Raw genomic sequence first — 24,698 nt, 5'->3', positions numbered from 1 at the left:
CGACACAGGCGGAGCGCCAGAGGATCAGGCTGCCCACCGAGGTGTCGCGCGGGGGGCGCTTCGTGACCGCACATCGTCATCCGGGTGAAAAGCTCCCTTTTTGCGACGTCTGAAACAGACAACGCCCGTCTGTGACCAAGTCACCGTCCGATGCGCGGTCTCCGTGGCATCCATGGGTCACAAATTGTGGAGAATCGCCATGCAAACTACTGTTCATCGCCCCGCCGATACCTGGGCTCCGTTGTATTTCCTGGCCTCGCTCGGGGCAGGGGGGCTTTCCGTCACTTTCTTCATGTATCTGATGTTCTGGGTGCCCCATCCGGGCCAGCCGGTGCCGGTCTTCGAAGACATTCTTGCCGCGTTCACAAGCGGTGGCAGTGCACTGAAAACCGCCATCGTGATTGCCGTCACCGGAATCGCGGGCTTTGCCTTCCTCAACATCAAGCTGCTGATCTGGAATCTGGCTCGCTACGCCGAGTTTCGAAGGACTGAGCGGTTTATCACGCTGACGCGATCCAACGGGGAAACCCAGCTTCTGGCAATGCCGCTCGCGCTCGCCATGAGCGTGAACACCGGCTTTATCGTCGGTCTTGTCTTTGTGCCCGGGCTCTGGAACGTGGTGGAATATCTCTTCCCGCTGGCCATGATTGCATTTGCCGCAATAGCCTATCTCGCGTTCCGACAGATCGGGGCGTTCCTCGGGCGTGTCCTGAGCGAAGGCGGCGTGTTCGATGTGACCGCGAACAATTCGTTTGCGCAGCTGCTCCCGGCCTTTGCCTTGTCGATGACCGCTGTCGGGATGGCCGCACCTGCCGCCATGAGCACGGTTGCAACAACGGTTGGTGTGTCGTTGGTCCTGTCGGTGATGCTGGGCACGGTTGCCGCGCTCTATGCGCTGGTTGCCGCGGTTACGGCGGTCAACTCGATGCTGCACCATGGCACCGCGAGGGAAAGCGCGCCGACGCTTATGATGGTCATTCCCATCCTGACCGTTCTTGGCATCATGACACTGCGGCAGGAACACGGCCTGCATACCACGTTCGATGCCCATGGGGGCGTCGCCGACAGTCTCTTGCTGACCACGTCGATCCTCGCTGTGCAGGTGGCCTTCCTTGCGCTCGGTCTGCTTGTGCTGCGCCGCCAGAAATACGCCGATACCTATTTGCGGGGCGCGCGCAATTCGGTCGGGGCCTACGCGCTTGTCTGTCCCGGAGTGGCGTTGAGCGTGATGCTGCATTTCTGGATCAACAAGGGGCTTGTGGGTGCTGAACTCATCGCCAAGTTCGGGGTCGCCTATTGGTCGCTCACCGCGCTTGCGATCGTCAGTCAGGTCGCGATGATCGGGCTTGTCCTGCACTTGAACCGGCGCCATTTCGGTGGCCGTCGCGCAATGCAGCCGGTGCCGGCAGAATAAGCACGGCTTCGGTTCAAGACGTCCGCCCACGGGGCGCAGGGAGCGGGGCAGACCCCTCGCATCTGCGCCCCGTCACGCATTACGCGGCCGGTCTTTTTGGCAACGGCAGCCAGCCTTGGCGCGGTGTGACTTGTGCCAATATCGGCGGTGAGGGTGCGCTGGCCTGCTTGGCCGTGCGCGCATGACGTTGCGCGTCTTTGGTGCGCGGCGTCCGGACCGAAGTGGGCTGGCGGATCGGTATGGAGGCGCGCGGTGCGCCTCTATTGCGATGCCTTCCCACGGTGCGGGAACGGCGGGTCGGGTCGGGTTGCAGCCGCACGGGGGCGGTATCGTCGTCGTCCGGGATGGTAGAGAGCGGTCCGGCAGGCGTGAGCGGGCGTTCCGCACATGCCGCCCAACCCTATGAAAGCGGTCCGGCTGGGTCACGGACGGGGGGCTTGGCATTTGCCTCGCATGCGCATCTCGGATCTGTCCTTGCTGCTGCGACACAAACACGGCGCGTGGAACGGCATCCTTCCGACCCGCGGTGAGCGGCCCAACCCCGCGTGCCACGCTCTGCCTCTCTTGGTGGCACGGAACCCCAAACCGCGTCTTGGGGTCGCATAGTCGAAACAGTTTTATGAAGACTGCGTCCTTAGCACTTCGCTAAGCCGTGTGCGCTATGCCGTCGGACCTTACGTCAATACAGGTGGCCGCATCATGCCGACATATGTCATCGTCTCGTCGATCAAGGCTTCGCTCGCTCCGAACGAGATCCGCGCCGGAGAGACAATTGATGTCGAACCGGGAGATGTGTTTCTCGTTGATCCATCCGCCGACGCCGAAATCAACTTTGCAAGCGCACAAGGCGGGCCCGCTCATTTTACGGTGCAGATCGCACAGTCCAACGACCATTCGGTCAGACTTTTCATCGGCGAGGATTTGTCCGGGACCGTATTGATCGCCGATGGCGTCATGGCCGACGACCTGTCGATTGATGCGAAGTTTGCCGCAGGGCTCGATTTCGTCGCCGGCAACGACGTCACCTTTGGAAAGCTGACCGGATCCGACGATGGTGATAACCGCATCGTTATCGGCAATGGATTCTCGACAGACAAGAAGTGGACGCTTGGTGACGGCAATGACAGCATGCTTGTCGGCAATGACGCGCGGTTTGAGGATATTGTCACCGATAAGGGCGACGACACCGTCACATTCGGCGACGGCCTCGATGCCGATCGCATCAAGACCGGAAACGATGACGACACAATCATCATCGGCTCAGGCGCGCAGGTGCGCGATCTCGACTCCGGTCGGGGTGTGGATCAGGTTGAGAGCGAGACCGAAGGGCTGGGGCCGGCCGGCGCCACGGAAGCGAGTGTAACCCTCCCGAGCTGGGTGCAAGATATCCTTTCCTCCTCGGGAGACCTGTTGCCAGCCAGCGTTACCCAACGGCTGGAAATGACAGACGACGCGGACATCTTCGACGGGTCCGACGAGGATGAGCTGGTCGAGTTGCATGGCGGCGACGACATGTCCTCCGGCGAAGGCGGCAGTGACATGATCATCGGCGGCGGGGGCAACGACACCATCTACGGGGATGCAGGGGATGGCACCGGGTTCAGCGTCGAATGCTCCCCGCTCACGTTGGACATCAACAATGTCGAGAGCAAATCCTATCGCAGCCGGTTCGCAGAGGAAGAGGACCACGTCATCTATCGGGATGTCGGCACGCTCGAAGATGGCAGCCCTGTCTACGGTCGTCTTGTTCTCGTCGGGAAATCGGATCCGAACATGCGGGTGGACCTCGCCGGAGGGCGCGGCTTCGAGATCCTGATGTATGGCAACGGCACGGGGGATACGGCGCAGTTCCGCTTCGAATTCTTTGACCCCGAAACCGGCGATCCGATTGCGCTCAATGGCGTGGCGACCTTCAACGACCTCGATGCGAACCGCTTTCCCAGCGACGTCGAGGCGGTCTCCCTCAGCAAGGAAAGTTTCACCACCTACTCCACCAGCAACGAGACCAGCCTTTCGGTGACGGAAACCGAAAGCAGCGTTCGCGCATCGGGGACGGAGGCGAACAGCCCGGACGACCAAGACGCATGGTTTTCGGCGGCGTTCGAAGACCGGACCTTTCTCGAATTCACGCTCGAAGCGCGGACCACCGGATCGGGTTTCACGTTTTCGGGCGATCTGATCTCGGATCCGCTCACCACCGTGATCGAACAGGGCAACGATTCCCTCTGCGGCGGTGAGGGAGACGATCTCATTTACGGCCAGGGCGGCGATGACGAGCTTTTGGGCGGGGAGGGTAATGACACGCTCTCGGGTGGCGCGGAAAACGACACGCTCTCCGGTGGCGCGGGGGAAGACAACCTGCTTGGCGGAACCGGTGACGATATCGTGGAGGGCGGCATCGGCGACGATACGATCAGCGGTGGCGACGGGGCCGATACGCTGTCCGGCGGCGCGGGCGACGATTACATCGAAGGCGGCGAGGGGGATGACCGGCTTTCCACCGGCATCGGTGATGACACTCTCGACGGCGGAGAGGGTGACGATACGCTGACCAATTCGAGCGGGGATGACAGCCTCGTCGGCGGGGCGGGTAATGACAGTATCATTGCCTCGGCGGGCAACGACACGCTTGAAGGGGGGGATGGCAACGACACCCTGGTCGGCGGCATCCATGACGACAGTCTTTCCGGTGGGGCGGGAGACGACCTGATCCTCGCGGATTTCGAGACCGACGGTCTGGTCGAGGACAACACGGCCTTCAGTTACGAATATTACGCTCTGGACGGGGAACGGTCCGTGACCACGCTGTCCGATGCGGGCTTCACTTCGGGCACGGAGAATGACAATCCGCCCGATGGTGAAGGCGCCGTCGGCTCCATCAATCCCGCACAGATCGACAACTTTCACGGCGGCAGTGACGACACCTATGCGGTCAAGCTGACGACCACGTTGACGATCAGCGAAAAGGGCGCTTACAAGATCGGCCTGAGCTCGAACGGAAGCGCGAAGATCTACGTCGATGGTGTCGAACTTGCCAGTTCCGACGCGGCGCTGTCATCGTCGTCGGGCTCCGGTGCTGTGGAGTTGTCAGGCGGCGATCACCTGATCGAAATCCTCTATCTGGAGCAAGGCAGCGACAACGGGCTTCAAGTCTTGATCGCCGGACCGGACACGGGCAACCGTGCGATCTCCCTCGAAGACGCCAATGTGAGCAGCAGTTTCGATGACAGGATCGACGGCGGCGCGGGCGACGATACAATCACCGGCGGTCTGGGTGACGACGTGTTCCTGTATCGCGCGGGTGATGGCGACGACACGATCACCGACTTCAATACCGGCAACTCCGGCGCGCTGGACGACGGGGACAGGAGCAACAACGACTTCATCAACCTCAGCGCGTTTTACGACAATATCCGCGAATTGCATGCAGACCAGGCCGATGACGGTGTGCTCAATCAATCCAACGCGACAACGGCAAGGGGCGATGCCGTCGACTATAGCGACAACGCACAGTTCGGTCGGGGAAGCCTGACCTTCGAAGGAGCGCGCGCGGACAGCAGCTTCTTCACCGCAGACAATACCGGCGTGGTGTGTTTCGCCCTTGGCACGTTGATCGAGACGCCCAAGGGCCCGGTCCCGGTCGAGCGCCTGCAATGCGGCGATGCGGTCTCGACATGCGATCACGGGCCGCAACCGGTCGTCTGGACGGTCACACGTCACCTCGACCGCGCTGCTCTGGAGCGCGATCCGTCCTTGCGCCCGATCCGGGTATCGCCACAGGTGGCGGGCGGCTTCGCGCCGCTTGAACTGTCACCGCAGCACGGGGTTCTGCTGCGGGTGAACGGGGAAGAGGTCTTCGTACGGGCGGTGCATCTGGACCGCATGCGCGGCGGACAGGCGCGGCGTTGCATGGGGCGAAAATCGGTCACCTATGTCAATTTCATGCTGCCACGCCACGAGGTGGTGTTTGCCAATGGAACGCCGGTGGAAAGCTTCTATCCCGGTATCAACGGAATCCGTACGCTGTCGCCTGATGCACGCGAGACGCTTGCCGGCGCACTGGATGCGCTGCGGCAGAAGGGCGGGGCGGTTGGTTATGGTCCGACAGCGCGCCCGTTCATGCGGTGGCGCGATCTGCCCGATCACCTGCGCGCGCTGGACAGTGCCTAGCCGCAATCGACCGATCACCATACCAAGACCCGCACGACCGGTGTGCATGGCCGTGCGGGCTGTCTCGGTCGGGGTTGCGAGGCCGCAACGATCCGCCTTCAGCGGCGGATCAGGGTTGGCAAGCCCAGCATCTTGGAGAACGAGAAACCGCCCTTGCGCGAGGATGCCCCGTGCTTTGTCACAAGCGGAAGGATCTTGTCTGCCATGCGCGCGTGACGCGGGAAGGCGAACTTGTCGGCCGGTTCGCGTTTGCTCAGCAGGGGCAAAAGGATGTCAGCCATCCGGGCGTGACGCGGAAAGGCAAACTTGTCGGCCGGCTTGCGGTCGCTGATCAGCGGGATCGGGTAATTGGCCATATGCGGCGAGCCCGGGATGATCGCGTTCTTGCCTGTCTCGCCATTGATCAGCAACGGGAACGGCCAGTTGGCCATACGCTGGTGGCGGGGGAAGGCGACCTTGTCGAAGGGTTTCCGGCGGCTGATGAGCGGCAGCGGGAAATTTGCCATCCGGGCATGGCGCGGAAAGGCGAAGCTGTCGGAGGGTTTGCGCCGGATCGTCAGGGGCAAAATGAAATTGGCCATCCGCGCGTGACGCGGAAAGGCAAACGAATCCCGCGGGTTGCGCCGGAAAGTGAGCGGCAACGGCCACGCGGCCATCCGCGCATGCGGATCGATCAGCATGTCGCGATAGGGTTTGCGCCGACTGATCAGAGGGATCGGCCAATCCGCCATGTGGTAGTTCGTGTTGTAGGGGTTTCTTTCGCGCAGCAGGAAATGCCGATGGTCGGTGAGCACCGAGATTTTCTTGGAGCGCGTATCCTTGACGGTGACTTCCTCCGGCAGATTGCCGAGCGGAACCGCGCCCATTTTTGCGGTCAGGTCGCGTGTTGTCTTGGCGACGCCCAGCGGCTTGTACCCGGCTTCCACGAGCAGAACCGCGCCGCCATCTGCCACGCGGCGCTGATAGGCCTCGGCCGTTGCGGGATCGACCCGGCGTGCGACAAGCGTATCAACCAGCGTGTCGGCGTCGGTGTATATGTGAATGATCCGGCGAGAGAACTTTTCGCGAAGCATTTCTCGCTCGACCGAACGGGCGCGCTCTGCACTTTCGAAATACCGCGTTATGACTTTTGTCATGATGCCTCCGCCGTGTTGGATTGCAGGTCCTCGGAAGACGACCCTTTTTGAATGGATGGTGCCTTGGCCCTGTCCGCTTTCCGGCTGCTCAGGAGCAGCGGAACCACAGCGGCGGCCGCGAGACCAAGAAAGACAATCTCCAGCATGAAGACTGCATTATAGGGCGTGTGCGGCGCAACGCCACTGTCGGCCTGATTGCTGAGTATCAGGTCTCGGACGATTCCGGCGAGCGCCACGCCGATACCGGCGGACGTGGCCTGCACCGCGCCCCAGGTGCCAAGCGCAAGACCGATTTGCTCGCGCGGGGCTGACCGCATGGTCGCCGTGAGGGTCGCATGACCGAAAAGACCTGCACCAAGGCCGGTGATGATCGTGCCTGTTGTGAAAAGCAACGGCCCACCGCCGAGGGATGAATAGATGATCGCGGCAAATCCGGGAATGCCGATGACGGCGCCCAGAAACCCGAACAGCTCCGGCGAGCCTCCCGACCCCAGCACGCGCGAGGCGATACCAAAGCCGATCAACGTGCCGCCCGCCAGAAGGGCGGTGAGCTGCGTCGTTTCGGCCACCGAGAAGCCCAGAGCCTGTCCGCCATAAGGCTCCAGCAGGACATCGGCGGCGCCGAATCCAAAAGTGCCAAGTGCGATGACGACAAGCAGCCAGAGCTTGCCGGGCGTGCGCATCAGCTTTGCCCATGCCACGCCGAAAGGCTCGGGACGGTGCGTGGCCATCTGCCGGGCGCGGTCCCGGTTGCGGGCTTCCTGCTTCCACATGGCCAGCAGGTTGAGGCTCACTGTCACAACGGCTGCGCCCTGGATCACCTGGATCAGGCGGCCCGGCGTATAGGTTTCAAGCAGGGCGCCAAACACCAGCGCGCTCACCACCATGCCGACAAGCAGCATGACATACATCAGCCCGACGACCTTTGGTTGGCTTTCGTCATCCACGAGGTCTGTCGCCAATGCGAGCCCGACAGTCTGAACCATATGCACCCCGGCGCCGACGAGGAGAAAGGCAAGCGCAGCGGAGCTCAGCCCGATCCAACGCGGCGCGTCCACGGCTTCGCCATAGCCGGACAGCACCAGAAGGGCGAACGGCATGATCGCGAAACCGCCAAATTGATATAAGGTGCCCTTCCAGATGAAGGGTGCGCGACGCAACCCGAGCGCGGAAACATAGGTGTCGGACTTGTATCCGATCAGGGTTCGGAACGGCGCGAACACGAGCGGCAACGCCAACATCACCGCGACAAGCGTCGCGGGCACATCCAGTTCGACAATCATCACGCGGTTCATGGTGCCGACAAGCAGCACGATCGCCATGCCGACCGTCACCTGAAACAGGGACAGGCGCATCAGCCGCGAGAGCGGCACGTCGTCGGTTGCGACATCTGCGAAAGGCAGATAGCGCGGCCCGATCGAGGCCAGTTTCCGCAATGCTATGGCGCGATAATCGAACATGACCCATCCGTGCCCGGGGTTCGGTTCGACCTGCGGACGCATGGCCCGCAGGTCAGGTCTCGGCAGAGGTCGGGTGCGCCCTGCGACGCCCCGACATCGGCCGTGCTAGTGGTCCACCACAAGTGGTGATGACGCGCTTGCGGGCACCGCTCCGGGGGTTTGCAGGATTGCTGTGGTGGTCGTGCCGTCGGGCATGATGACCAGAACCTGCTGCGTGCCATCCGCATTCGGCATCACGAAGGACGCCTTGGCGGTCTGTGTGTTCTGGAGCAAGGCGGCCTCTTGTGCATCGCCACTTCCCAACTCCACTCCGGAAAGGAAATCGGACACCCAGGACGTGTTGCTCAGAACGGCAACGTGGACCGCAAAGGATCCGACCGCCACGGCACCAAGAAAGACCGGAACACCCACCGCTGGGGGGACGACAAGCCACATTTTTGCATTATTCATGACAGCCCTCCCTTATCCGAGCCATGGGGTCGCGGCAGCGACCAACAGGTGCGCGATCAGCGCAATTGCACCAAAGACGCGTGTGCCATCAATAAGATAGCTATGCACCTCTTCGGCCTCGCTCAGGGTCAGGCCGGTTGGCCATACCTTGTCTGTATCATCGGACATTTGGAAACTCCTCCAATGCAACGTCAAGCAAAGCGCAGAAACAATCTCCCCCGGAAACGGACGAGTCAGCCCTGCAACTACCCGGCCGCGGCACCTCGCTCCCGACCGTGGCCCCATAGTGTCATTTAATTTAGACATAGCAAGTGTAAACTAAAGATTACGCTTTACGGAAACAGGGCCGCAAAGGGCCGCTATTTCGTTTTCTGGATATTTTTCATTTGCTTGCTCCCGGTCTCATGTCTCGCGATGACATCTGGAGAAAGACGCGACCGTAGGACCCGCCAGAGAGAGGTTTGAAATACATATTTTCAGATCGGCAACCCGGCCGCCGTTTTCCCGGTTTGACCGAATCATGGCTTACCCCGCGCCGTCACCGTCCAATGTGGCGCGAGGACGCGGGTGAACCATCGTGGCGCAGGACCCCGGTTTGCTTTGTCAGTCTGGCAGCAATTCAGACCACGGTCTTTCTGGTTCAAAGACATCGCTTGGTCGGTTTTCATGCTGCAACGTCAGGATTTCCACGCTTGCGCGCCGCCGGGGGCGGGTGCCACACTTGTCAGGCGTGGATCGAGGGGCTGGCCCGTGCCGGTCTCATCGCGCGCCCGGCCGCGCCGGTGGTATCCACGATTTGGATGCCGATTGATCCACCGCCCTTGGTCCCGGCCGGAACGGGAGAGCGCCTGTGCGACGTATTGTAGGGGTCTTGTTGTTCGTATGCGGAATGGGGGCGCTGTCCTTTTGGGGATGGCGTGACCATGCACAGGACGTGCAGGCAGACATCCTAAGCGATGCGCGGGCCGTTGTGTCCGATGCGCGGCACCCGCTGGTGGTGCAGGTCACAGGCCGGAATGTCTTCGTGAGCGGTATCGCTGATGACCCGGAAGATGCCCGCGCTGTGGTCGCGGCGTTGCAGAGCATCGAAGGCGTCCGGGACGTCCGCGCACGGCTTGACGTTCTGGAGCGCCGGACGCCCTACATCACCGAAGGGTGGCGGGATGCGGATGGCGGGCGCGGGCTGTCGGGCGCGGTGCCCACGGAAGCCGATCGCGTGGCCATCGGCGATATTGCACTGAGCCTCGATCTTGCGTCCGGTGCCCCGCCGCAGTGGCTGGCCATGGCGAGCGCGGGTCAGTCCGCCCTCATCCATTTGCACGAGGGTCGCTGGACCTTGCAGGACGAAAGCCTCCGCCTGACGGGCATTGCGCGCAGCCAAGGCGCGCATGATCGCGCAGTAGAGGCTCTGGGCGCAGCGCGGGGGCTCGATGCGCAAGTGGCGATCGCGGTCATCCCGCTGATGAGCCCGTTCACAACCACCGCCGTGAAGACGGCGGCGGAAACTGCCGAGGATGAGGATGATGCCGGAGGACCGGTGACCATGAGCGGGTTTGCCCCCCGGCTCGCAGATCTGACCGTTTTCCCCGGCGCCGAGCAACTGACGCGCGCAGACGGAGCGCCGGACGACTGGCGAGACAGGGTGCAGGTTGGCCATGCCGCGCTCGCACCGCTGGTTTCGGGGGAATTTGCCGTGATGGACGAAACGCTGATCGTCACCGGCGTGGCGCGGACGCGCGACGACCGGGCCGCCGCTCAAGCGGCGCTTGACGGTCTGGCGGACGCAACGGCCGACATCGTGCTGCGGCCACGGATCACGCCCTATCTTTCCGAGGCCTCCAAAGGGGAAGACGGGATTGTGACCTATTCCGGCTATGCGCCGTCTCTCTACGCGCAACGCCTTCTGGACGGCCCCTCTGCGGCGTTGACGATTGCGGATGGCGCGCCGCAGGATTGGGAGGCGCTGGCAACTGCGGGGCAGGCCGCCCTTGCGAGGCTGCACCGGGGCAGTTGGCTGATCGAGGGTCAGACGCTGTTGGTAGAGGGCGTGGCCCGGTCCGAGGAAGAGCGGGACGCGGCGCTGGCCCAACTTGCCGCGGTCCCGGCTGACCGTTTGGTGGTGCGGATCACGGTGATCCCTTTCGCGAACCCCTATCTCTTTGGCGCCGTGTCGATCGGGGAAGGCAAGCCGCGATTGTCGGGTTTCGTGCCGTCGCTTGCGGCCCGCGAGACGTATGGTGCCGCCGGGGCGTCCCTTGTGGTGGCCGATGGCGCGCCGCCAGATTTCGGGGAGGCAAGCGCTGCGGGGATGATGGCGCTGGATCTGCTCGCCCGCGGCGCCTTGAGCATCAGCGGGCAGCACACCCATCTCGAAGGGGTCGCCCGCTCCGACGCGCTGCGCGAGCAGGCGATTGCAGCGCTGCGCACGGATATCGCACGCCGCGTCACACACAATATTGTTGTGCGCGTCCTGGCCGAGCCCTTCCGCACCGGTGGTCTCAAGGGCGAGGGCCGCGCGCCGAGACTGTCCGGCCATGTGCCCTCTGACTATGGTGCGGCGCTGCTCGATACGAGCGCGCTTGCGATTGCGGATGGCGCACCGGGCAATTGGGAGGCGCTCGCTGAGGCCGGGGTCACCGCGCTCGAGGCCTTGGCCTATGGCGGATGGCAGATCGAGGGAGATCGCTTGAGCGTTCAGGGGATCGCGCGCAATGCCGAGCAGCGCGCCAAGGCGCAGGCAGCGTTGGCAGAGGTTGCGCCCTGGACGCGGGTGGCGATCAGCTTACGCGCAAATGTCAGTCCCTTTGTCACGCAGATCGACAAGGATGCGCGCGGCGTTCTGAAATATTCCGGGTTTGCGCCACCGGGTGCGGCGCTGCCCGGTCTCACCGAAGCGGACGGTGCGCCGTCCAACTGGTTTGACATGCTGCGCGAGGCGCAGGCTGCGGTGGATATGCTCGATGCCGGGACGGTCTCGCTCGAAGGGCGCAGGCTCTCGCTGAGAGGGGTTGCGCGTGATGATGATGTGATTGCCCAAGTCGAGCGTCGGCTTGGTGCGCTGGAGGCTGTCTCACTCAGTCTTGATGTCGTGCGTGCCACCGCGCGACCGGAAGAAAGTGGCGCAGACAAAGCCCCGCTTGCGCCGACCCAGGCTGCGCCAGACGCGGCACCGGCAGGCATTCTGCGCGAGATCCAACCCGATCCGCCGCCGTCCTTGGCGGTGGCTCCTCCGCCGCTTGTTCCGCTGTCGGAGGCGGAGCCGGGACCGGATATGCAGGACGCGTCGAGGCCGGGGCCGCAAACCGAACGAGAGGAGGGGGCTGACAATGACACCTGACGGTCTTGGCTTCTTGCTGGGTGAAATGGCCGGGCTGCTGGTCGCGGCCGGGGTGGTTGGCCTCTTGTCCGGGTGGTTGATCTTTGGCGGGCGGAGCGGGTCGGACAATCCGCGCACCCGGTGGCTTGGAGCGGATGACGTGATCCTTGCGCAAGCCAAGGAAAAGCACCGCGCGCAAAGCCGACGCATCCAGATGCTTGAAACCGAACTCGCAGAGGCCCGCGCGGCGGCGCGCGGCGAAGCTCGCGCAGAGGTGGCGGCACCCGAGCCGGCTTTCCGTTATGCGCCGTCGCTCCGAAGAGCTGCGGACGACACGCCTGACGCACAGAAGAACGCGCAGAAGCCCGCATTGGACGCCAAATCACCGACGCATCACGACGCCCTCGACGCGGAAAATCCGAAGGAGATGATCGACGGGTCGGATGGGGCGGTAGATCAAGCGGCGGATGGCACGGCAGATCAAGAGAAAACGCAGGACGAAGGGGCGACGGAACAACCGGCAGAGCCCGTTGTTGCGGACACAGCTCAGCCACCGATCCCGCGCGTTTCGGAGCCACGGCGGGATCGCGAAGATCGCGAAGACGCGCTTGCAATCGAGCCGGGGAAACCCGTTCCGGATGAAACAGAGGCAGCGTCGCGCGCAACCGAGAGGCGCGACGGAGGCACTCCATACGGCCCATATCCAAGAGACGGCGACCATGGTCGGTCCGGCTTGGCAGAAAGCATGCCAATGGGGCGCAAGCCGCCCATGCGGGTCGCGCCCCGTGCGGGTGGGCCGGATCCGCTTCAGCAGATCCGGGGTATCGGGCCCAAAATCGAAGCGCTTTGCCATGACATGGGGCTGTTCCATTTCGAACAGATCGCCGCGTGGGATGAAAAGGAATGCGCGTGGATGGATGCGAACCTGACCGGTTACACGGGGCAGGTGACACGTGACCATTGGGTCGCGCAGGCGCGTGCGCTTCTGGACGCCCAAAAGGCGGCGCGGCGCTGACTGCGTCGGCGGGACAGGTGAGAGATCGTCCCGGGTTCTGCCGGAAAGGCGACAGAATCGCTCAGGTGTCAGCCTGTCCGCATGGCGGCAAGCTTCTCCGGTGATCCTGTGCATGATTTGGTCAATAGGCTTGGCCTATTTTCCCTTGAAACGCTGTGTTTCGTGTCTGAAGTCAGGGCGGCACGTGTCATTTCCCTTGCGTCGTCAGAGTCTTGCCCGCTAGTCTCGACGGCGGGAATTACTCCCGGGGGATGCCATGAAGGCGACGCTTAATTCGCGTCTTGCGGAGTGCCTGTCAGCACTGCGTGCCCAGAAGGGCTGGACGCTAGACCAATTGGCGGGGCTGAGCGGCGTAAGCCGAGCGGCGTTGTCGCGGCTTGAAAATGCCGAGGTGAGCCCGTCTGCGGACGTGCTCTACCGGTTGTCGGAGGCGCATGGGATGAGCCTGTCTCGGCTTGTTGCGCTGACCGAAGACCGCTACCCCGCGCTTGTGTCGCGGGACGAACAGCCGACGTGGAAAGACGAGGACACCGGCTTTGCGCGGCGCGAGGTGTCGCCGGCCGCGGCTTCGCTTGGGGCGGAAATCATCGAATGCAAGATGCCCGCGGGCACGGAAATTGGCTACGGCGTGCCCGATACGGTCGGTCAGGAGCATCACCTTGTGATGATCTCAGGCTATATGCGGGTGGAGATCGACCTTCGGGGTTACGATCTCGGACCCGGTGACGCGCTCCGCTATAGACAGTTTGGCGAAGCCCGGTTCATGACCGATAACGGGCAGGGCGCGCGCTACATGCTCTGTATGCCGCGCTGAGACTCTGCGAACCTGTCGGAACGCTCAACGCGCGAACTTTCGGTTGCGAATTGTCAGACCAGCGGGTGTTCGGTTTTCTTTCACTGCACCCTGCACCCTGCGCCCTGCGCCCTGCGCCCTGCCTCAACAATTGGGGACGTTCACCGCGAGCCCTCCAAGAGAGGTCTCCTTGTATTTCTCACTCATGTCCAGACCGGTCTGGCGCATGGTTTCGATACAGGCATCCAGCGGCACGAGATGGGTGCCGTCACCACGCAGCGCGAGAGACGCGGCAGACACCGCCTTGATCGCACCGAGGCCGTTGCGCTCGATACACGGCACCTGCACCAGCCCCTTGACCGGATCGCAAGTCATCCCGAGGTGATGCTCCAGCGCAATCTCCGCCGCATTCTCGATCTGTTCCGGCGTCCCGCCCATCACCGCACAGAGCCCGGCCGCAGCCATGGCAGATGCGCTGCCCACCTCGGCCTGGCATCCGGCTTCGGCGCCCGAGATGGACGCGTTGTATTTCACGAGGCCGCCAATCGCCGCGGCGGTCAGCAGGAAGTCGGGCACGCCGCGCCGGGACGCGCCGGGCACATGGTCCAGCCAATAGCGCAAGGTCGCCGGCACCACACCCGCGGCCCCATTGGTGGGAGCGGTGACGACCTGCCCACCAGCCGCGTTTTCCTCGTTCACCGCCATGGCGTAGACCGTCATCCAGTCGTTGATCGTGTGCGGCGCGATCAGGTTGCGCCCACGTTCATCCATCAATTGGCGTTTGATGTCGGGGGCGCGGCGCTTGACCCCCAGCCCGCCCGGCAGCGTGCCATCGCTTTCCAGCCCGCGCTCGATACAGGCATCCATCACCGACCAGATCCGGGCCAACCCCTGCTCAAGGGTTGTTGCATTGCCTCTGGCACGTTCGTTCGCGCGTTTCATCGCGGCGATGCTCAGCCCGGACTCGCGGGCCATGTCGAGCATTTCCGCCGCGGATTTGAACGGGTAGGGAACGGGCGGGCCTTCATCCGTGTCCTTTCCCCTGGCCAGTTCGTCCTCGGTCAGAACGAAACCGCCGCCGACGGAATAATAGGTCTCCTGCAGGATGATATCGCCCTGCGCGTCGGTGGCCATCAGGATCATGCCATTGGCATGCCCGGGCAAGGCCGGACCGAAATCGAACCGCAGGTCGCTGCGCGGATCAAACGCCAGCGACCCGAGCCCCGCTGAAGTGATGCGGCGGGTGTCCCGAATGGTCTTCAGAGCGGCTTCCGCGCTCGTGTGGTCGTATGCGTCGGGAGTGAACCCGGCAAGCCCAAGGACGGTGGCGCGGTCGGTGGCATGCCCCACCCCAGTATGCGCGAGGGATCCGTGCAAAGAGGCGCGCAGCCCATGGGCGGTAAACGGCGCCTTGCGCAGCACGTCGAGAAACCGCGCTCCGGCGACCATGGGACCCATCGTGTGCGATGAGGACGGACCGACACCGATCTTGAACATGTCGAAGACAGACAGGAACATGGCCAACTCCTTGGGCGCGCTTGCCCCTGACCTACGCGAAATTCTGATCCGCGACTGTTCGAAAACGACGCCGCGCCGCAACTCCACGGCAAAGCGGACCTGACGCATGAAACAATGCCGGTATGCCGGCTTCGGGGCAGGACGCGCGTTTGCGTCTCGGGCTCGGGGAATTGCCAAGCGCGACGCTGTGTGCCATGGGCTTTTGCCGTGCGGAATGGCTACGCTGCGCCGCGGCATTTCCTGCATTCCGTGCGGGGGACATGGTGGCCTGCAGTGCACTGAACGGGTGGAGTATCTTTATGGTCCTTGGATCGGATGTGGGACGGAAGGTTCTGACGGGCCTGTCGGTGTGCGCAATCGCTGGCGTGACCACGGCGCTTGAGGGTGCGGCGGCGGAAACCGGCAGTCCGGATGCGCCGCCGAGCCTGACCGTGACGGAGGCCTTCAACGGCGGGCGCACGTCGTGGGGAGACGGGCGCGGCGACGTTCTGATCGCGTGGTCGCTCATGCAAAGAGACGAAAGAATCCTGATTTGTGGAGCGATTGGAAGCTCAGACCCTGCCATGGTCGCAACTGCGGATGAATTGCTCACGATTGCAAGGATTGAGGATTCCTCCGGAACAGTGCTTCTCGATGGTTTGCAGGGGCTTGCAAATGTGGGTGTGGCGGAGACGCTGCTCGGGGTCGATGCGCCGTGTCTTGAGGTGCCGGGAGCCACGCCGGCGGGTCGGTATCGGATCGGGCTGTCGCCCGGCTGAAGGGCGGCGCGCGCAACCGTTGCAGGCTTGGAGAGAAGCGCTTTGACGGGCTGCATTTGCAGGCGGCGCAGGGCGCGCGCAACCGCCCCGATGCCCAAGCAGTCCGGCCGCAGCCCGCGTGCCAAATTGCGCTCGCACCCCGGTCACGTCGCGCCTATAAGAGCGCAAAACTGTCCTGTGCCCAAGGAGACGCCGCGATGAGTGGAGAGCTTTCACCAATCGACAAAGCCAAATACGTGGCCGCGCGCCGTGCCGCCGATCTCGTGGAGGACGGGATGCGGGTCGGGCTCGGGACCGGCTCGACCGCCGCTTGGCTGGTGCGCTGCCTTGGCGAGATGGTCCGCGATGACGGGCTCAAGTTCCGCGCCGTGCCGACATCGACCCGCACCGCAGAACTGGCGCGCGAGGTCGGCATCGAAGTTGTCACGCTGGACGAGGCGCGCTGGCTCGACATCACGATCGACGGGGCCGACGAGGTCGATGACGATCTGGCCTTGATCAAGGGCGGTGGGGGCGCGCTGCTTCAGGAAAAGATCGTTGCCACTGCCTCGGACCAGATGGTGGTGATCGCGGATGCCGCCAAACAGGTGGATACGCTGGGCGCGTTCCCTTTGCCGGTGGAGGTCATCCCCTTCGGGATGCAGGCGACCCGGGCATTGATCGAGGAAATGCTCGTATCGATGGATGTGATGGGGCGCGATACGGCCTGGCGCATGAATGGTGACACTTTCTTTGTCACGGATGAGGGCAACCGGATCCTCGATCTCGATCTCAAACGCATCGGCAATCCGCGGCAGTTGAGCATGGTGCTCAACCAGATCCCCGGCGTTGTCGAAAACGGGCTTTTCATCGATATCTGCGATCAACTGTTGGTGGGCTACGGCGATGGCCGGGTGGAACTGCGCGACATCAATGCGGGCACGGTCTCGGAAGACCGCGTGACATTTGTCGACGAAGAGAACCTGTTTTCGGATCTGAACGATTGACGTTCAGCCGCGTTGCCGCTTGCCGGTGGCGCGCTGGTTTTGCCGTCCGGGTGACGGATGAAGGAGACAGACATGACGCTCAAACGATTTGCAACAGAGTTTGGAATGGGCGTGGATCTGCGCGGGCAGGATCACACAAAGGCAGCGATCCGGGCGGTCAAGGATGCGCTGCACCGCAATTCGCTCACGGTTGCGCATGCTCTGGGCAAGGACCCGTCCGAAATGGTCGTGCGCTGCACCATCGGCGTTGCAGAGCCCGACGCGGTGGATACAGCAGCCGTTGCGGCTGTTTTCCCGTATGGCGACATCACGGTCGAGGCGGAAAAGGGCGGGCTGGATCAGGGCAAACCCGAGACTGGCGGCGTGACCAGCGTTGCAGTCGCCGCCGTGCAGGTCTGGCTCGATATCGCAGACTGACCCTCGGGATCCACGGGGCGCAGCCTTTCGCGCGGCGTGCCGGGTGCGCGGGTCACAGGCATGGCCAGCGTGCCGCACGCAAAGAACGGCGCTGATCGCTCGAAGGCGGCGAACGCGGCATGCGGCAAGGGGGCGGTGCGCAGCCAAATTTGCCCGCCGCCTGCGCTGGCCTTCATGCCTGCGCTGTGAAATACCTCTCGACGACGTCAAAACGCCGGAGACCCAACATGCCAGATTTCGACTATGACCTGTTTGTGATCGGAGGCGGATCGGGGGGCGTGCGCGCAGCGCGGGTGGCCGCCGGCGAGGCCGGAGCCAAGGTCGCCCTTGCCGAAGAGGATCGTTACGGCGGCACCTGCGTCATCCGGGGATGCGTGCCGAAAAAACTCATGGTCTTTGCGTCGGAATATGCCGATGTGCCGGGCATGGCACGCGCCTATGGCTGGGACATCGGGGACGGCGCCTTTGACTGGAGCAAATTCCGCGGCAAGCTCGAAGACGAGCTGGACCGTCTCGAAGGGGTGTATCGCGGTCTGCTCAAGGGCTCGGGCGTGGACATGTTCGATGCGCGCGCGACCGTCAGCGGTCCGCATGAGGTCACGCTCTCCACGGGGGAAACCAAAAGCGCCAAGCATATTCTGGTTGCGACCGGCGGTCGTCCGATCCGGCCGGACCTGCCCGGTGCGGAATGTGGGATTGTGTCAGACGACATTTTCCATCTCGATGCTTTGCCGAAATCCATCCTGATCATTGGCGGCGGCTATATCGCTTGCGAGTTTGCGTGCATTCTCAATGGTCTGGGTGTTGAAGTGACGCAGTATTACCGGGGTGCACAGATCCTGCGGGGCTTTGACGACGAGGCGCGCGGGCTGATCGCCGATGAGATGCGCGAGGCGGGCATCGACCTGCATACGGGCATCAATATCGTGGAGGCGCGCCCGGCGTCCGAGGCCGAGGACGCCGAGTCCATGAGCGCACCGGTGCAGGCGCGCCAGATCGGCGGCAGCACCGGACATCCGACCGATGCGGGGCCGATCTGGATCAAGGCCACCAATGGCAAGACCAAGGTGTTCGACACGGTGTTGTTCGCGACCGGCCGCGCTCCGAATACCAAGGATATGGGGCTCGAAGAGGTCGGGGTGAAACTCGGTCGCCAGGGTCAGATCGAAGTGGATGCGTATAGTCAGACCGCGGTCCCATCGATTTACGCGATTGGCGATGTGACCAACCGGGTCAACCTCACCCCGGTCGCGATCCGCGAGGGCATGGCCTTTGTCGAAACCGTGTTCAAAGGCAACAAGACGCCCGTGGACCATGAGTTGATCCCGTCTGCCGTCTTTACCCAGCCCGAGATGGGCACCGTTGGCATGACCGAGGAAGAAGCCGAACGGCAAGAACCGATCGAGACCTACTGCACCTCTTTCCGTCCGATGCAATCGGCGTTCGCGGGGCGCACCAAGCGGGTCCTGATGAAACTCATCGTCAGCGCCGAAAGCCGCAAGGTGCTTGGCTGTCACATTGTTGCGCCCAACGCGGCAGAGATGATCCAGCTGGCGGGCGTCGCCATCAAGATGGGCGCGACCAAGGAAGATTTCGACCGCACGGTCGCCGTGCATCCGACAATGTCCGAAGAGATCGTGACCATGCGCAACCCGGTCCGGACGGCGTAGGCGGCGTCATGGAAGGACCCGCGGACATGAATTCGCCGCGAGCAATGGTCGCAACAACTTGAATTTCGCGCATCGGCCCACAGTTAGAGGACCATGTGCGTCATCAGACGTAAGCGAGGAAGGAATTAGCTTCATGGCAGGCAATAGCGGCGGCCCCTGGGGGGGCGGTGGCAGTGGTGGAAACAATGGCGGCGGCAAGGATAATGGCGACAGCCGCGGACCATTCGGCAACAATGGCGGCGGTCCGCGCCGTCCGGGCGATCAGGGCGGTCAGATGCCCGAGATCGACGAACTGGTGAAGAAGGGCCAGGAGCGTTTGCGCGTTCTCATGGGCGGACGCGGTGGTGACGGCGGCAATAACGGCGCCGGCGGCCCGGGCGGCAGTGGCGGCCCCGGCATCACCCGCGGCACGGTTCTGCTCGGCGTGCTGGGCCTCTTCGGCCTTTGGCTCTTTGCCAGCGTTTACACCGTGCGGCCTGAAGAACAATCGGTTGAGCTTTTCCTTGGCGAATACTCCTCGACCGGCACGCCCGGCCTCAACATCGCGCCCTGGCCCGTCGTGACCTACGAAGTGGTGAATGTGACGTCCGAACGGACGGAAAATATCGGAACGGGCCGGGGTAGCTCGGGCGACGGTCTGATGCTCACGACCGATGCCAACATCGTCGATATCGACTTCCAGGTTGTTTGGAATATCAACGATCCGGCCAAGCTGCTGTTCAACATTCGCGACGCGCAACTGACCGTGCAGGCGGTGTCTGAATCGGTGATGCGCGAGATCATCGCAGCGTCCAACCTTGCGCCGATCCTCAACAGGGATCGTGGCCTGATCGCAGACAGTGCGCGCGACCAGATCCAGGCAACACTCGACGAGTACGAGAGCGGCATCACGGTTGTGCGTGTGAACCTTGAAGGCGCCGATCCGCCCGCAGAGGTGATTGACGCGTTCCGCGAAGTGCAGGCCGCTGAACAGGAGCGTGACCGCCTTGAACGTCAGGCAGACGCCTATGCGAACCGCGTCGTGGCGGAAGCCCGTGGTCAGGCCGCACAGATCCGGGAGCAAGCCGAAGGCTATCGCGCCCGCGTCGTGAACGAGGCCATCGGTGAGGCATCGCGCTTTGCTGCCGTGCAAACGGAATATGCGCTGGCGCCGGAAGTCACCCGTCGCCGTCTCTATCTCGAAACGATGGAGCGCGTTTTGGGTGACGTCGACAAAATGATCCTCGACCAGGCGCTGACCGGCGCTGAAGGGGGCGGGGGCGGTGTTGTGCCTTACCTGCCGCTGAACGAGCTGCGCTCCTCGAACGGAGGAAACTAAGATGAAGGTGACTTATCTTTTGCCCGTCGCCGTGGTCGCCGTGGTCGTCGGCCTGTCGTCCATTTTCGTTGTCGACGAGCGCGAAAAGGCGCTTGTTCTGCAATTCGGTCAGATCAAGGCCGTGAAAGAGGACCCGGGCCTCGCGTTCAAGATTCCGTTCATTCAGGAAGTTGTGCGCTATGATGACCGGATCCTGTCTCTCGACACCGAGACGATCGAAGTCACGCCGTCGGATGACCGCCGCCTCGTGGTCGATGCCTTTGCGCGCTATCGTATCGCGGACGTGGTGCAGTTCCGGCAGGCCGTGGGTATTGGCGGCATTCGCACCGCTGAAGACCGGCTTTCGTCGATCCTGAACTCGAAAATCCGTGAAGTGCTTGGTGCTGATCAGGTCACATCAGACACCATCCTTTCCGACGACAGACGCGGTCTGATGACGCGGATCCGGGATCAGGCGCGGGCCGAAGCGCTCTCGCTTGGTCTGGACGTGGTGGACGTGCGCCTCAAGCAGACCAACCTGCCGGCGCAGAACCTCGAGGCGACCTTTGCGCGGATGCGGGCGGAACGTGAGCGGGAAGCCGCGGACGAGATCGCGCGCGGTAACGAGGCCGCGCAGCGCGTGCGCGCGCTTGCGGACAGAACCGTGGTGGAAACCCAGTCCGAAGCCGATCGTGAAGCCAATGTCACGCGCGGTGAGGCGGATGCGGAACGCAACCGGATCTTTGCCGAAGCCTTTGGAGCGGACCCTGAGTTCTTCGCCTTCTATCGCTCGCTTCAAGCCTATGAGCGCGCGCTGCAGGGCACGAATTCGACCATGGTCATGACGCCCGACAGCCAGTTCTTCGAGTATTTCACATCCGAAGGCGGAACGGGCTTGCCACCGCAACCCGTGACCGGAGCGGACGTCGTGGAACCGATCGAGGAAGCGATCGTCCTGCCGGCTCCAGAGGCCGAGGAAACTCCCGCGCCTGTCGAAGAGACCGCTGTCGAACCGGCTGAAACCACCGAAGATGAGCCTGTCTCGAATTGACGGGAGAGGTCATCCTGACGGGGATCGCGTTTGTCCTCGTGATCGAGGGGCTGGTGTACGCACTGGCCCCTTCGCTTGTGGAACGGTTGCTTGAAGCGCTCCGCGCCATGCCGCTCGACGCGCGGCGCGCGCTTGGACTGGCGACGCTGGCCACGGGTCTTGTCTTGCTGTGGATCGTGCATGGCTGAGCCCTGTGGCGTTGGACGGACTCGGATCCAACGGTGGCATCATCGCGCATTCATCCCTTTGGGACGGTCCGTGACTGGGCGGCGGCCGCGAAAGGCGTGGAAGCCTCTGGTTCTCACAGGTGCTGTCGCAGGCACGGCAAAGCACGGTTTTCAATGCGTTGCCGCTTTCAGGGGTCTTTGATGCGTATCCGGTTGCGTCCCGGGATGCGGTCGATGCCTTTGCCGTTGATCACAACGGGCGTGTGCCCGGCCCGCTTCGAAATAGCGGCTGAAACGTTTGAAACCGGGTCAAAACCAAGGGGGACGCGCTTTTGATCCTCACTTTCTCTTGAGATCCGGAAATCCAGTCTTACGTGTTGCGCAAGCGCACCTATCTTTGTCAGACTGCCAAGACAGTCAACGGGCTCGCCACCGCAACAGGCATACATTTCTGGCGACCCGGAATCCCACAAATCAGGAGGTTCACGTGAAACCCCAAATCCACGCACTTGCGCGCGAAACCGCGACGCCGTTGCGGCTCTTCTGGCTGACGACGCTGTCGATGGTTCTCATCGTGTCGCAATCCTTGATGGCCTCCGCGCAAAGCCGCGGCATGCCTGAGAGCTTCGCCGATCTGGCCGAAATGATCAGCCCGTCGGTGGTGAATATCACAACGTCGACCACTGTGGCCGGGCGCACCGGGCCGCAGGGTATCGTGCCCGAAGGCTCACCGTTCGAAGATTTTTTCCGCGAATTTCAGGATCGCGGCCGCAATGGTGACCGCCCGCGCCGGTCGTCTGCGCTCGGATCCGGCTTTGTCATCTCGGAGGACGGGTTCATCGTCACGAACAACCACGTGATCGAGGGCGCCGACGAGATCCTGATCGAGTTCTTCTCCGGGGACGAATTGCCGGCAACGCTGGTTGGAACCGACCCGAACACAGACATCGCTCTGCTCAAGGTCGAGGCGGACGGGCCGCTGCCCTTCGTGTCCTTCGGCGACAGCGACACCGCGCGCGTCGGCGATTGGGTCATGGCGATGGGCAACCCACTGGGTCAGGGTTTCTCGGTTTCGGCCGGGATCGTGTCGGCGCGCAACCGCGCATTGAGTGGCACCTATGACGATTACATCCAGACCGATGCCGCCATCAACCGCGGCAACTCCGGTGGTCCGCTGTTCAACATGGACGGCGATGTGATCGGCGTGAACACCGCGATCCTGTCGCCCAATGGCGGCTCCATCGGTATCGGGTTCTCGATGGCGTCCAACGTTGTCACCCGCGTTGTCGACCAGCTCAAGGAATTCGGCGAAACCCGCCGTGGCTGGCTGGGCGTGCGCATTCAGGACGTGACACCGGATGTCGCCGATGCGCTCGGTCTTGAAGAGGCCAAGGGGGCGCTTGTCTCCGATGTGCCCGAAGGCCCGGCCCGCGAAGCGGGCATGGAAGCCGGAGACGTCATCTTGACCTTTGACGGTCGCGACGTCGAGGATACCCGCCAGCTTGTCCGGATCGTCGCCAATACCCAGGTCGGCAAATCGGTTCGGGTCGTGGTGAACCGCGACGGCGAAACCGAGACGCTGATCGTGACCCTTGGTCGGCGTGAAGAGGCGGAGAATGCGGTGCCTGCCGCACAGGTCGAAGAGGATGCGCCGGAAGGACCCGCCCAGATGGAGCTGATGGGGCTGACGCTGGCGCCGCTGGACGACGATCTGCGCGCAACGCTTGAATTGCCTGCCGATACCGAAGGCCTTGCGGTCATCGACGTGGACGCAGACAGCGAGGCCTATGAGAAGGGTCTGCGCGGCGGTGACGTGATCACAGAAGCGGGTCAGACCCGCGTGCTGACCGCAGGCGACCTCATGGCCCGGGTCGACGAGGCACGCGAAGAGGGTCGGAAGTCGATCCTGCTCTTGGTGCGCCGTGGCGGAGATCCGCGTTTTGTTGCCCTGAGCCTCGACGAGGCCGAGGAGTAAGCCTTTCGGCGCTTACCGTGAGACCCACACACTGCCAGCAGGCGTCCGAAAGGGCGCCTGTTGTCGTTTGTGCCGGATTGCGAAGACTGGTTCGATTTCATCGACGCCCCGCACATCTACGCAGGTCATCCAGGGCTGGTCTCGCGGTGTCTTGATCGAGAAAGATCACCGGGCGGCGTCGAGATCGGTCAAGTCGATGGCCACGAGGCCGAGTGTGCGGGCGGTGTCAAGCGAGAGCGTCGCGCTCTCCAGACCTTGCTCGGTCTGGTAGCGGCGCACGGCCGCCCGTGTGGCATCGTCCATCCGGCCGCTGACAATGCCATTGAAATAGCCTCGTGCCAGCAAGGCCCGTTGCAGGGTCGCAATGAAGTCTTCGGTCCAGACAGACGGGCAGGGCGTCTCGAACCGGAGCGCCTTGCTCGGTTCGATGATCTTGGGCACCAGTGTTTTGCGATACATCGGTGCACGCAGTTCCGTGCCATCCTCGGCATAGGCGCCGGGCAGGATCAGAACCTCGCCCGGAACATGGCCGATCACCGCGGGGATGGTCTCTTGCGCCCAGCAAAGACCATCCGCATCCAAGTGCTCCAAACCGGTTGCGCTGTCGGGCTTCTGCGAGAGCACATCGCGCAGCGCGCGGTCGATGGCGTCTGCAGGGGCGACCTGGGTGAGATAGGCGCCGGGGTGTTCCGCCCGCGCCACATCTTCCAGCGTTTTCGGTGATGTATCGACGCAGCCCGCAAGAGCGGACCATGCGCAGCAAACGGCGCAATGTGCGATACGTCGGATCATCTCTGCTCGTGGCCTCTTGGCGTGCCGTTTGTGCGAGAGTAGCGCGAAAGCCGTGCGCGGGAAAGAACGTCGCGCCGCTCTCCGGGCAAGCGTGCCGATTTTGCCAGAGGCGGCGTGCGCCTGTCCGTGCTGCGCCCGTCGTGACCCGTCACGGGCGCGCGGTCCGGAGCGGTGAGGGCGGAGCCCGGAAGGGGATTGACACAGGTTGTGACCGCATGGTCCTCAGTCCTCAGTCCTCAGTCCTCAGTCCTCAGTCCTCAGTCCTCAGTCCTCAGTCCTCAGTCCTCAGTCCTCAGTCCTCAGTCCTCAGTCC

The 24,698-nt window shown here is 63.2% G+C and carries 20 protein-coding genes; 14 read left to right on the top strand and 6 right to left on the bottom strand.

What is annotated here, in order from left to right:
- Positions 1 to 199: 199 nt before the first annotated feature.
- Both J1C49_RS11255 and J1C49_RS11250 read left to right on the top strand, forming a co-directional pair.
- Entirely contained in the window at positions 200 to 1,414 is a 1,215-nt protein-coding gene (locus J1C49_RS11255; protein WP_227445927.1) for a hypothetical protein, read from the top strand.
- A gap of 699 nt (positions 1,415 to 2,113) precedes the next feature.
- Entirely contained in the window at positions 2,114 to 5,584 is a 3,471-nt protein-coding gene (locus J1C49_RS11250) for a Hint domain-containing protein (RefSeq protein WP_227445926.1), read from the top strand.
- A gap of 98 nt (positions 5,585 to 5,682) precedes the next feature.
- Here the strand turns inward: J1C49_RS11250 and J1C49_RS11245 are convergent, their stop codons facing one another.
- The 4 genes from J1C49_RS11245 to pufB all read right to left on the bottom strand — a co-directional run bounded on the left by J1C49_RS11245 (position 5,683) and on the right by pufB (position 8,798).
- Positions 5,683 to 6,720, bottom strand: a complete 1,038-nt coding sequence (locus J1C49_RS11245; RefSeq protein WP_227445925.1) for a PucR family transcriptional regulator — start codon at positions 6,718 to 6,720, stop codon at positions 5,683 to 5,685.
- Complete coding sequence (locus tag J1C49_RS11240) at positions 6,717 to 8,180, bottom strand: PucC family protein (protein ID WP_227445924.1); 1,464 nt, start codon at positions 8,178 to 8,180, stop codon at positions 6,717 to 6,719. Before J1C49_RS11240 ends, J1C49_RS11245 begins: the two co-directional genes overlap by 4 nt.
- Before the next feature lie 105 nt (positions 8,181 to 8,285).
- Positions 8,286 to 8,630, bottom strand: coding sequence for a light-harvesting protein (locus tag J1C49_RS11235; protein WP_227445923.1), 345 nt, complete (start codon positions 8,628 to 8,630; stop codon positions 8,286 to 8,288).
- Between the two features lie 12 nt (positions 8,631 to 8,642).
- Positions 8,643 to 8,798, bottom strand: coding sequence for a light-harvesting antenna LH1, beta subunit (gene pufB, locus J1C49_RS11230; RefSeq protein ID WP_227445922.1), 156 nt, complete (start codon positions 8,796 to 8,798; stop codon positions 8,643 to 8,645).
- 682 nt (positions 8,799 to 9,480) lie between these two features.
- Here pufB and J1C49_RS11225 point away from each other — a divergent pair.
- From J1C49_RS11225 to J1C49_RS11215, 3 genes are all read left to right on the top strand, one after another.
- The gene (locus J1C49_RS11225) at positions 9,481 to 11,967 is read left to right on the top strand and encodes a BON domain-containing protein (protein ID WP_227445921.1); all 2,487 of its coding nucleotides are present in this window, start codon (positions 9,481 to 9,483) and stop codon (positions 11,965 to 11,967) included.
- Entirely contained in the window at positions 11,957 to 12,961 is a 1,005-nt protein-coding gene (locus J1C49_RS11220) for a hypothetical protein (RefSeq protein WP_227445920.1), read from the top strand. Before J1C49_RS11225 ends, J1C49_RS11220 begins: the two co-directional genes overlap by 11 nt.
- A gap of 256 nt (positions 12,962 to 13,217) precedes the next feature.
- Positions 13,218 to 13,775: an XRE family transcriptional regulator gene (locus J1C49_RS11215; protein WP_227445919.1), complete on the top strand. Its 558-nt coding sequence runs from the start codon at positions 13,218 to 13,220 to the stop codon at positions 13,773 to 13,775.
- A 123-nt stretch (positions 13,776 to 13,898) separates the two neighbouring features.
- Here J1C49_RS11215 and J1C49_RS11210 read toward each other — a convergent pair whose 3' ends face one another.
- On the bottom strand, positions 13,899 to 15,272 hold the full coding sequence (locus J1C49_RS11210) for an L-serine ammonia-lyase (RefSeq protein WP_227445918.1): 1,374 nt from the start codon (positions 15,270 to 15,272) through the stop codon (positions 13,899 to 13,901).
- A gap of 299 nt (positions 15,273 to 15,571) precedes the next feature.
- Between J1C49_RS11210 and J1C49_RS11205 the strand changes: the two genes are divergently transcribed.
- From J1C49_RS11205 to J1C49_RS11170, 9 genes are all read left to right on the top strand, one after another.
- Positions 15,572 to 16,030, top strand: a complete 459-nt coding sequence (locus J1C49_RS11205) for a hypothetical protein (protein ID WP_227445917.1) — start codon at positions 15,572 to 15,574, stop codon at positions 16,028 to 16,030.
- A 197-nt stretch (positions 16,031 to 16,227) separates the two neighbouring features.
- The gene (gene rpiA / locus J1C49_RS11200; protein ID WP_227445916.1) at positions 16,228 to 17,016 is read left to right on the top strand and encodes a ribose-5-phosphate isomerase RpiA; all 789 of its coding nucleotides are present in this window, start codon (positions 16,228 to 16,230) and stop codon (positions 17,014 to 17,016) included.
- Positions 17,017 to 17,088: 72 nt separating this feature from the next.
- The gene (locus J1C49_RS11195) at positions 17,089 to 17,433 is read left to right on the top strand and encodes a Lin0512 family protein (RefSeq protein ID WP_227445915.1); all 345 of its coding nucleotides are present in this window, start codon (positions 17,089 to 17,091) and stop codon (positions 17,431 to 17,433) included.
- A 60-nt stretch (positions 17,434 to 17,493) separates the two neighbouring features.
- Positions 17,494 to 17,622: a hypothetical protein gene (locus J1C49_RS21725; protein ID WP_255670669.1), complete on the top strand. Its 129-nt coding sequence runs from the start codon at positions 17,494 to 17,496 to the stop codon at positions 17,620 to 17,622.
- Positions 17,623 to 17,660: 38 nt separating this feature from the next.
- The gene (locus tag J1C49_RS11190; protein WP_227445914.1) at positions 17,661 to 19,103 is read left to right on the top strand and encodes an FAD-dependent oxidoreductase; all 1,443 of its coding nucleotides are present in this window, start codon (positions 17,661 to 17,663) and stop codon (positions 19,101 to 19,103) included.
- A 133-nt stretch (positions 19,104 to 19,236) separates the two neighbouring features.
- Positions 19,237 to 20,421, top strand: a complete 1,185-nt coding sequence (hflK, locus tag J1C49_RS11185) for an FtsH protease activity modulator HflK (protein WP_227445913.1) — start codon at positions 19,237 to 19,239, stop codon at positions 20,419 to 20,421.
- Position 20,422: 1 nt separating this feature from the next.
- Positions 20,423 to 21,451 carry a protease modulator HflC gene (hflC, locus tag J1C49_RS11180; protein WP_227445912.1) on the top strand — a complete coding sequence of 343 codons (1,029 nt, stop codon included), beginning with the start codon at positions 20,423 to 20,425 and terminating at the stop codon, positions 21,449 to 21,451.
- Positions 21,448 to 21,639 carry a DUF2065 domain-containing protein gene (locus J1C49_RS11175; RefSeq protein ID WP_227445911.1) on the top strand — a complete coding sequence of 64 codons (192 nt, stop codon included), beginning with the start codon at positions 21,448 to 21,450 and terminating at the stop codon, positions 21,637 to 21,639. Before hflC ends, J1C49_RS11175 begins: the two co-directional genes overlap by 4 nt.
- 541 nt (positions 21,640 to 22,180) lie before the next feature.
- Positions 22,181 to 23,593: a DegQ family serine endoprotease gene (locus J1C49_RS11170; RefSeq protein ID WP_227445975.1), complete on the top strand. Its 1,413-nt coding sequence runs from the start codon at positions 22,181 to 22,183 to the stop codon at positions 23,591 to 23,593.
- A 165-nt stretch (positions 23,594 to 23,758) separates the two neighbouring features.
- Here the strand turns inward: J1C49_RS11170 and J1C49_RS11165 are convergent, their stop codons facing one another.
- Positions 23,759 to 24,385, bottom strand: coding sequence for a peptidoglycan-binding protein (locus tag J1C49_RS11165; protein ID WP_227445910.1), 627 nt, complete (start codon positions 24,383 to 24,385; stop codon positions 23,759 to 23,761).
- Positions 24,386 to 24,698: the final 313 nt, after the last annotated feature.

The organism is Cognatishimia sp. F0-27 (assembly GCF_020667845.1).
GTDB lineage: Bacteria > Pseudomonadota > Alphaproteobacteria > Rhodobacterales > Rhodobacteraceae > JAFMPQ01.
This window is presented reverse-complemented; position numbering and strand designations above follow the sequence as displayed.

What these genes read in the sequence shown, in the direction of transcription:
- hflC (WP_227445912.1), top strand. Translation starts at nt 20,423, where the DNA reads ATGAAGGTGACTTATCTTTTGCCCGTCGCCGTGGTCGCCGTGGTCGTC.
- J1C49_RS11215 (WP_227445919.1), top strand. Translation starts at nt 13,218, where the DNA reads ATGAAGGCGACGCTTAATTCGCGTCTTGCGGAGTGCCTGTCAGCACTG.
- J1C49_RS11210 (WP_227445918.1), bottom strand. Translation starts at nt 15,272, where the DNA reads ATGTTCCTGTCTGTCTTCGACATGTTCAAGATCGGTGTCGGTCCGTCC.
- J1C49_RS11165 (WP_227445910.1), bottom strand. Translation starts at nt 24,385, where the DNA reads ATGATCCGACGTATCGCACATTGCGCCGTTTGCTGCGCATGGTCCGCT.
- J1C49_RS11170 (WP_227445975.1), top strand. Translation starts at nt 22,181, where the DNA reads ATGGTTCTCATCGTGTCGCAATCCTTGATGGCCTCCGCGCAAAGCCGC.
- J1C49_RS11220 (WP_227445920.1), top strand. Translation starts at nt 11,957, where the DNA reads ATGACACCTGACGGTCTTGGCTTCTTGCTGGGTGAAATGGCCGGGCTG.
- J1C49_RS11235 (WP_227445923.1), bottom strand. Translation starts at nt 8,630, where the DNA reads ATGAATAATGCAAAAATGTGGCTTGTCGTCCCCCCAGCGGTGGGTGTT.
- J1C49_RS11205 (WP_227445917.1), top strand. Translation starts at nt 15,572, where the DNA reads ATGGTCCTTGGATCGGATGTGGGACGGAAGGTTCTGACGGGCCTGTCG.
- J1C49_RS11245 (WP_227445925.1), bottom strand. Translation starts at nt 6,720, where the DNA reads ATGACAAAAGTCATAACGCGGTATTTCGAAAGTGCAGAGCGCGCCCGT.
- J1C49_RS11195 (WP_227445915.1), top strand. Translation starts at nt 17,089, where the DNA reads ATGACGCTCAAACGATTTGCAACAGAGTTTGGAATGGGCGTGGATCTG.
- J1C49_RS11255 (WP_227445927.1), top strand. Translation starts at nt 200, where the DNA reads ATGCAAACTACTGTTCATCGCCCCGCCGATACCTGGGCTCCGTTGTAT.
- J1C49_RS21725 (WP_255670669.1), top strand. Translation starts at nt 17,494, where the DNA reads ATGGCCAGCGTGCCGCACGCAAAGAACGGCGCTGATCGCTCGAAGGCG.
- rpiA (WP_227445916.1), top strand. Translation starts at nt 16,228, where the DNA reads ATGAGTGGAGAGCTTTCACCAATCGACAAAGCCAAATACGTGGCCGCG.
- J1C49_RS11240 (WP_227445924.1), bottom strand. Translation starts at nt 8,180, where the DNA reads ATGTTCGATTATCGCGCCATAGCATTGCGGAAACTGGCCTCGATCGGG.
- J1C49_RS11190 (WP_227445914.1), top strand. Translation starts at nt 17,661, where the DNA reads ATGCCAGATTTCGACTATGACCTGTTTGTGATCGGAGGCGGATCGGGG.
- J1C49_RS11250 (WP_227445926.1), top strand. Translation starts at nt 2,114, where the DNA reads ATGCCGACATATGTCATCGTCTCGTCGATCAAGGCTTCGCTCGCTCCG.
- hflK (WP_227445913.1), top strand. Translation starts at nt 19,237, where the DNA reads ATGGCAGGCAATAGCGGCGGCCCCTGGGGGGGCGGTGGCAGTGGTGGA.
- pufB (WP_227445922.1), bottom strand. Translation starts at nt 8,798, where the DNA reads ATGTCCGATGATACAGACAAGGTATGGCCAACCGGCCTGACCCTGAGC.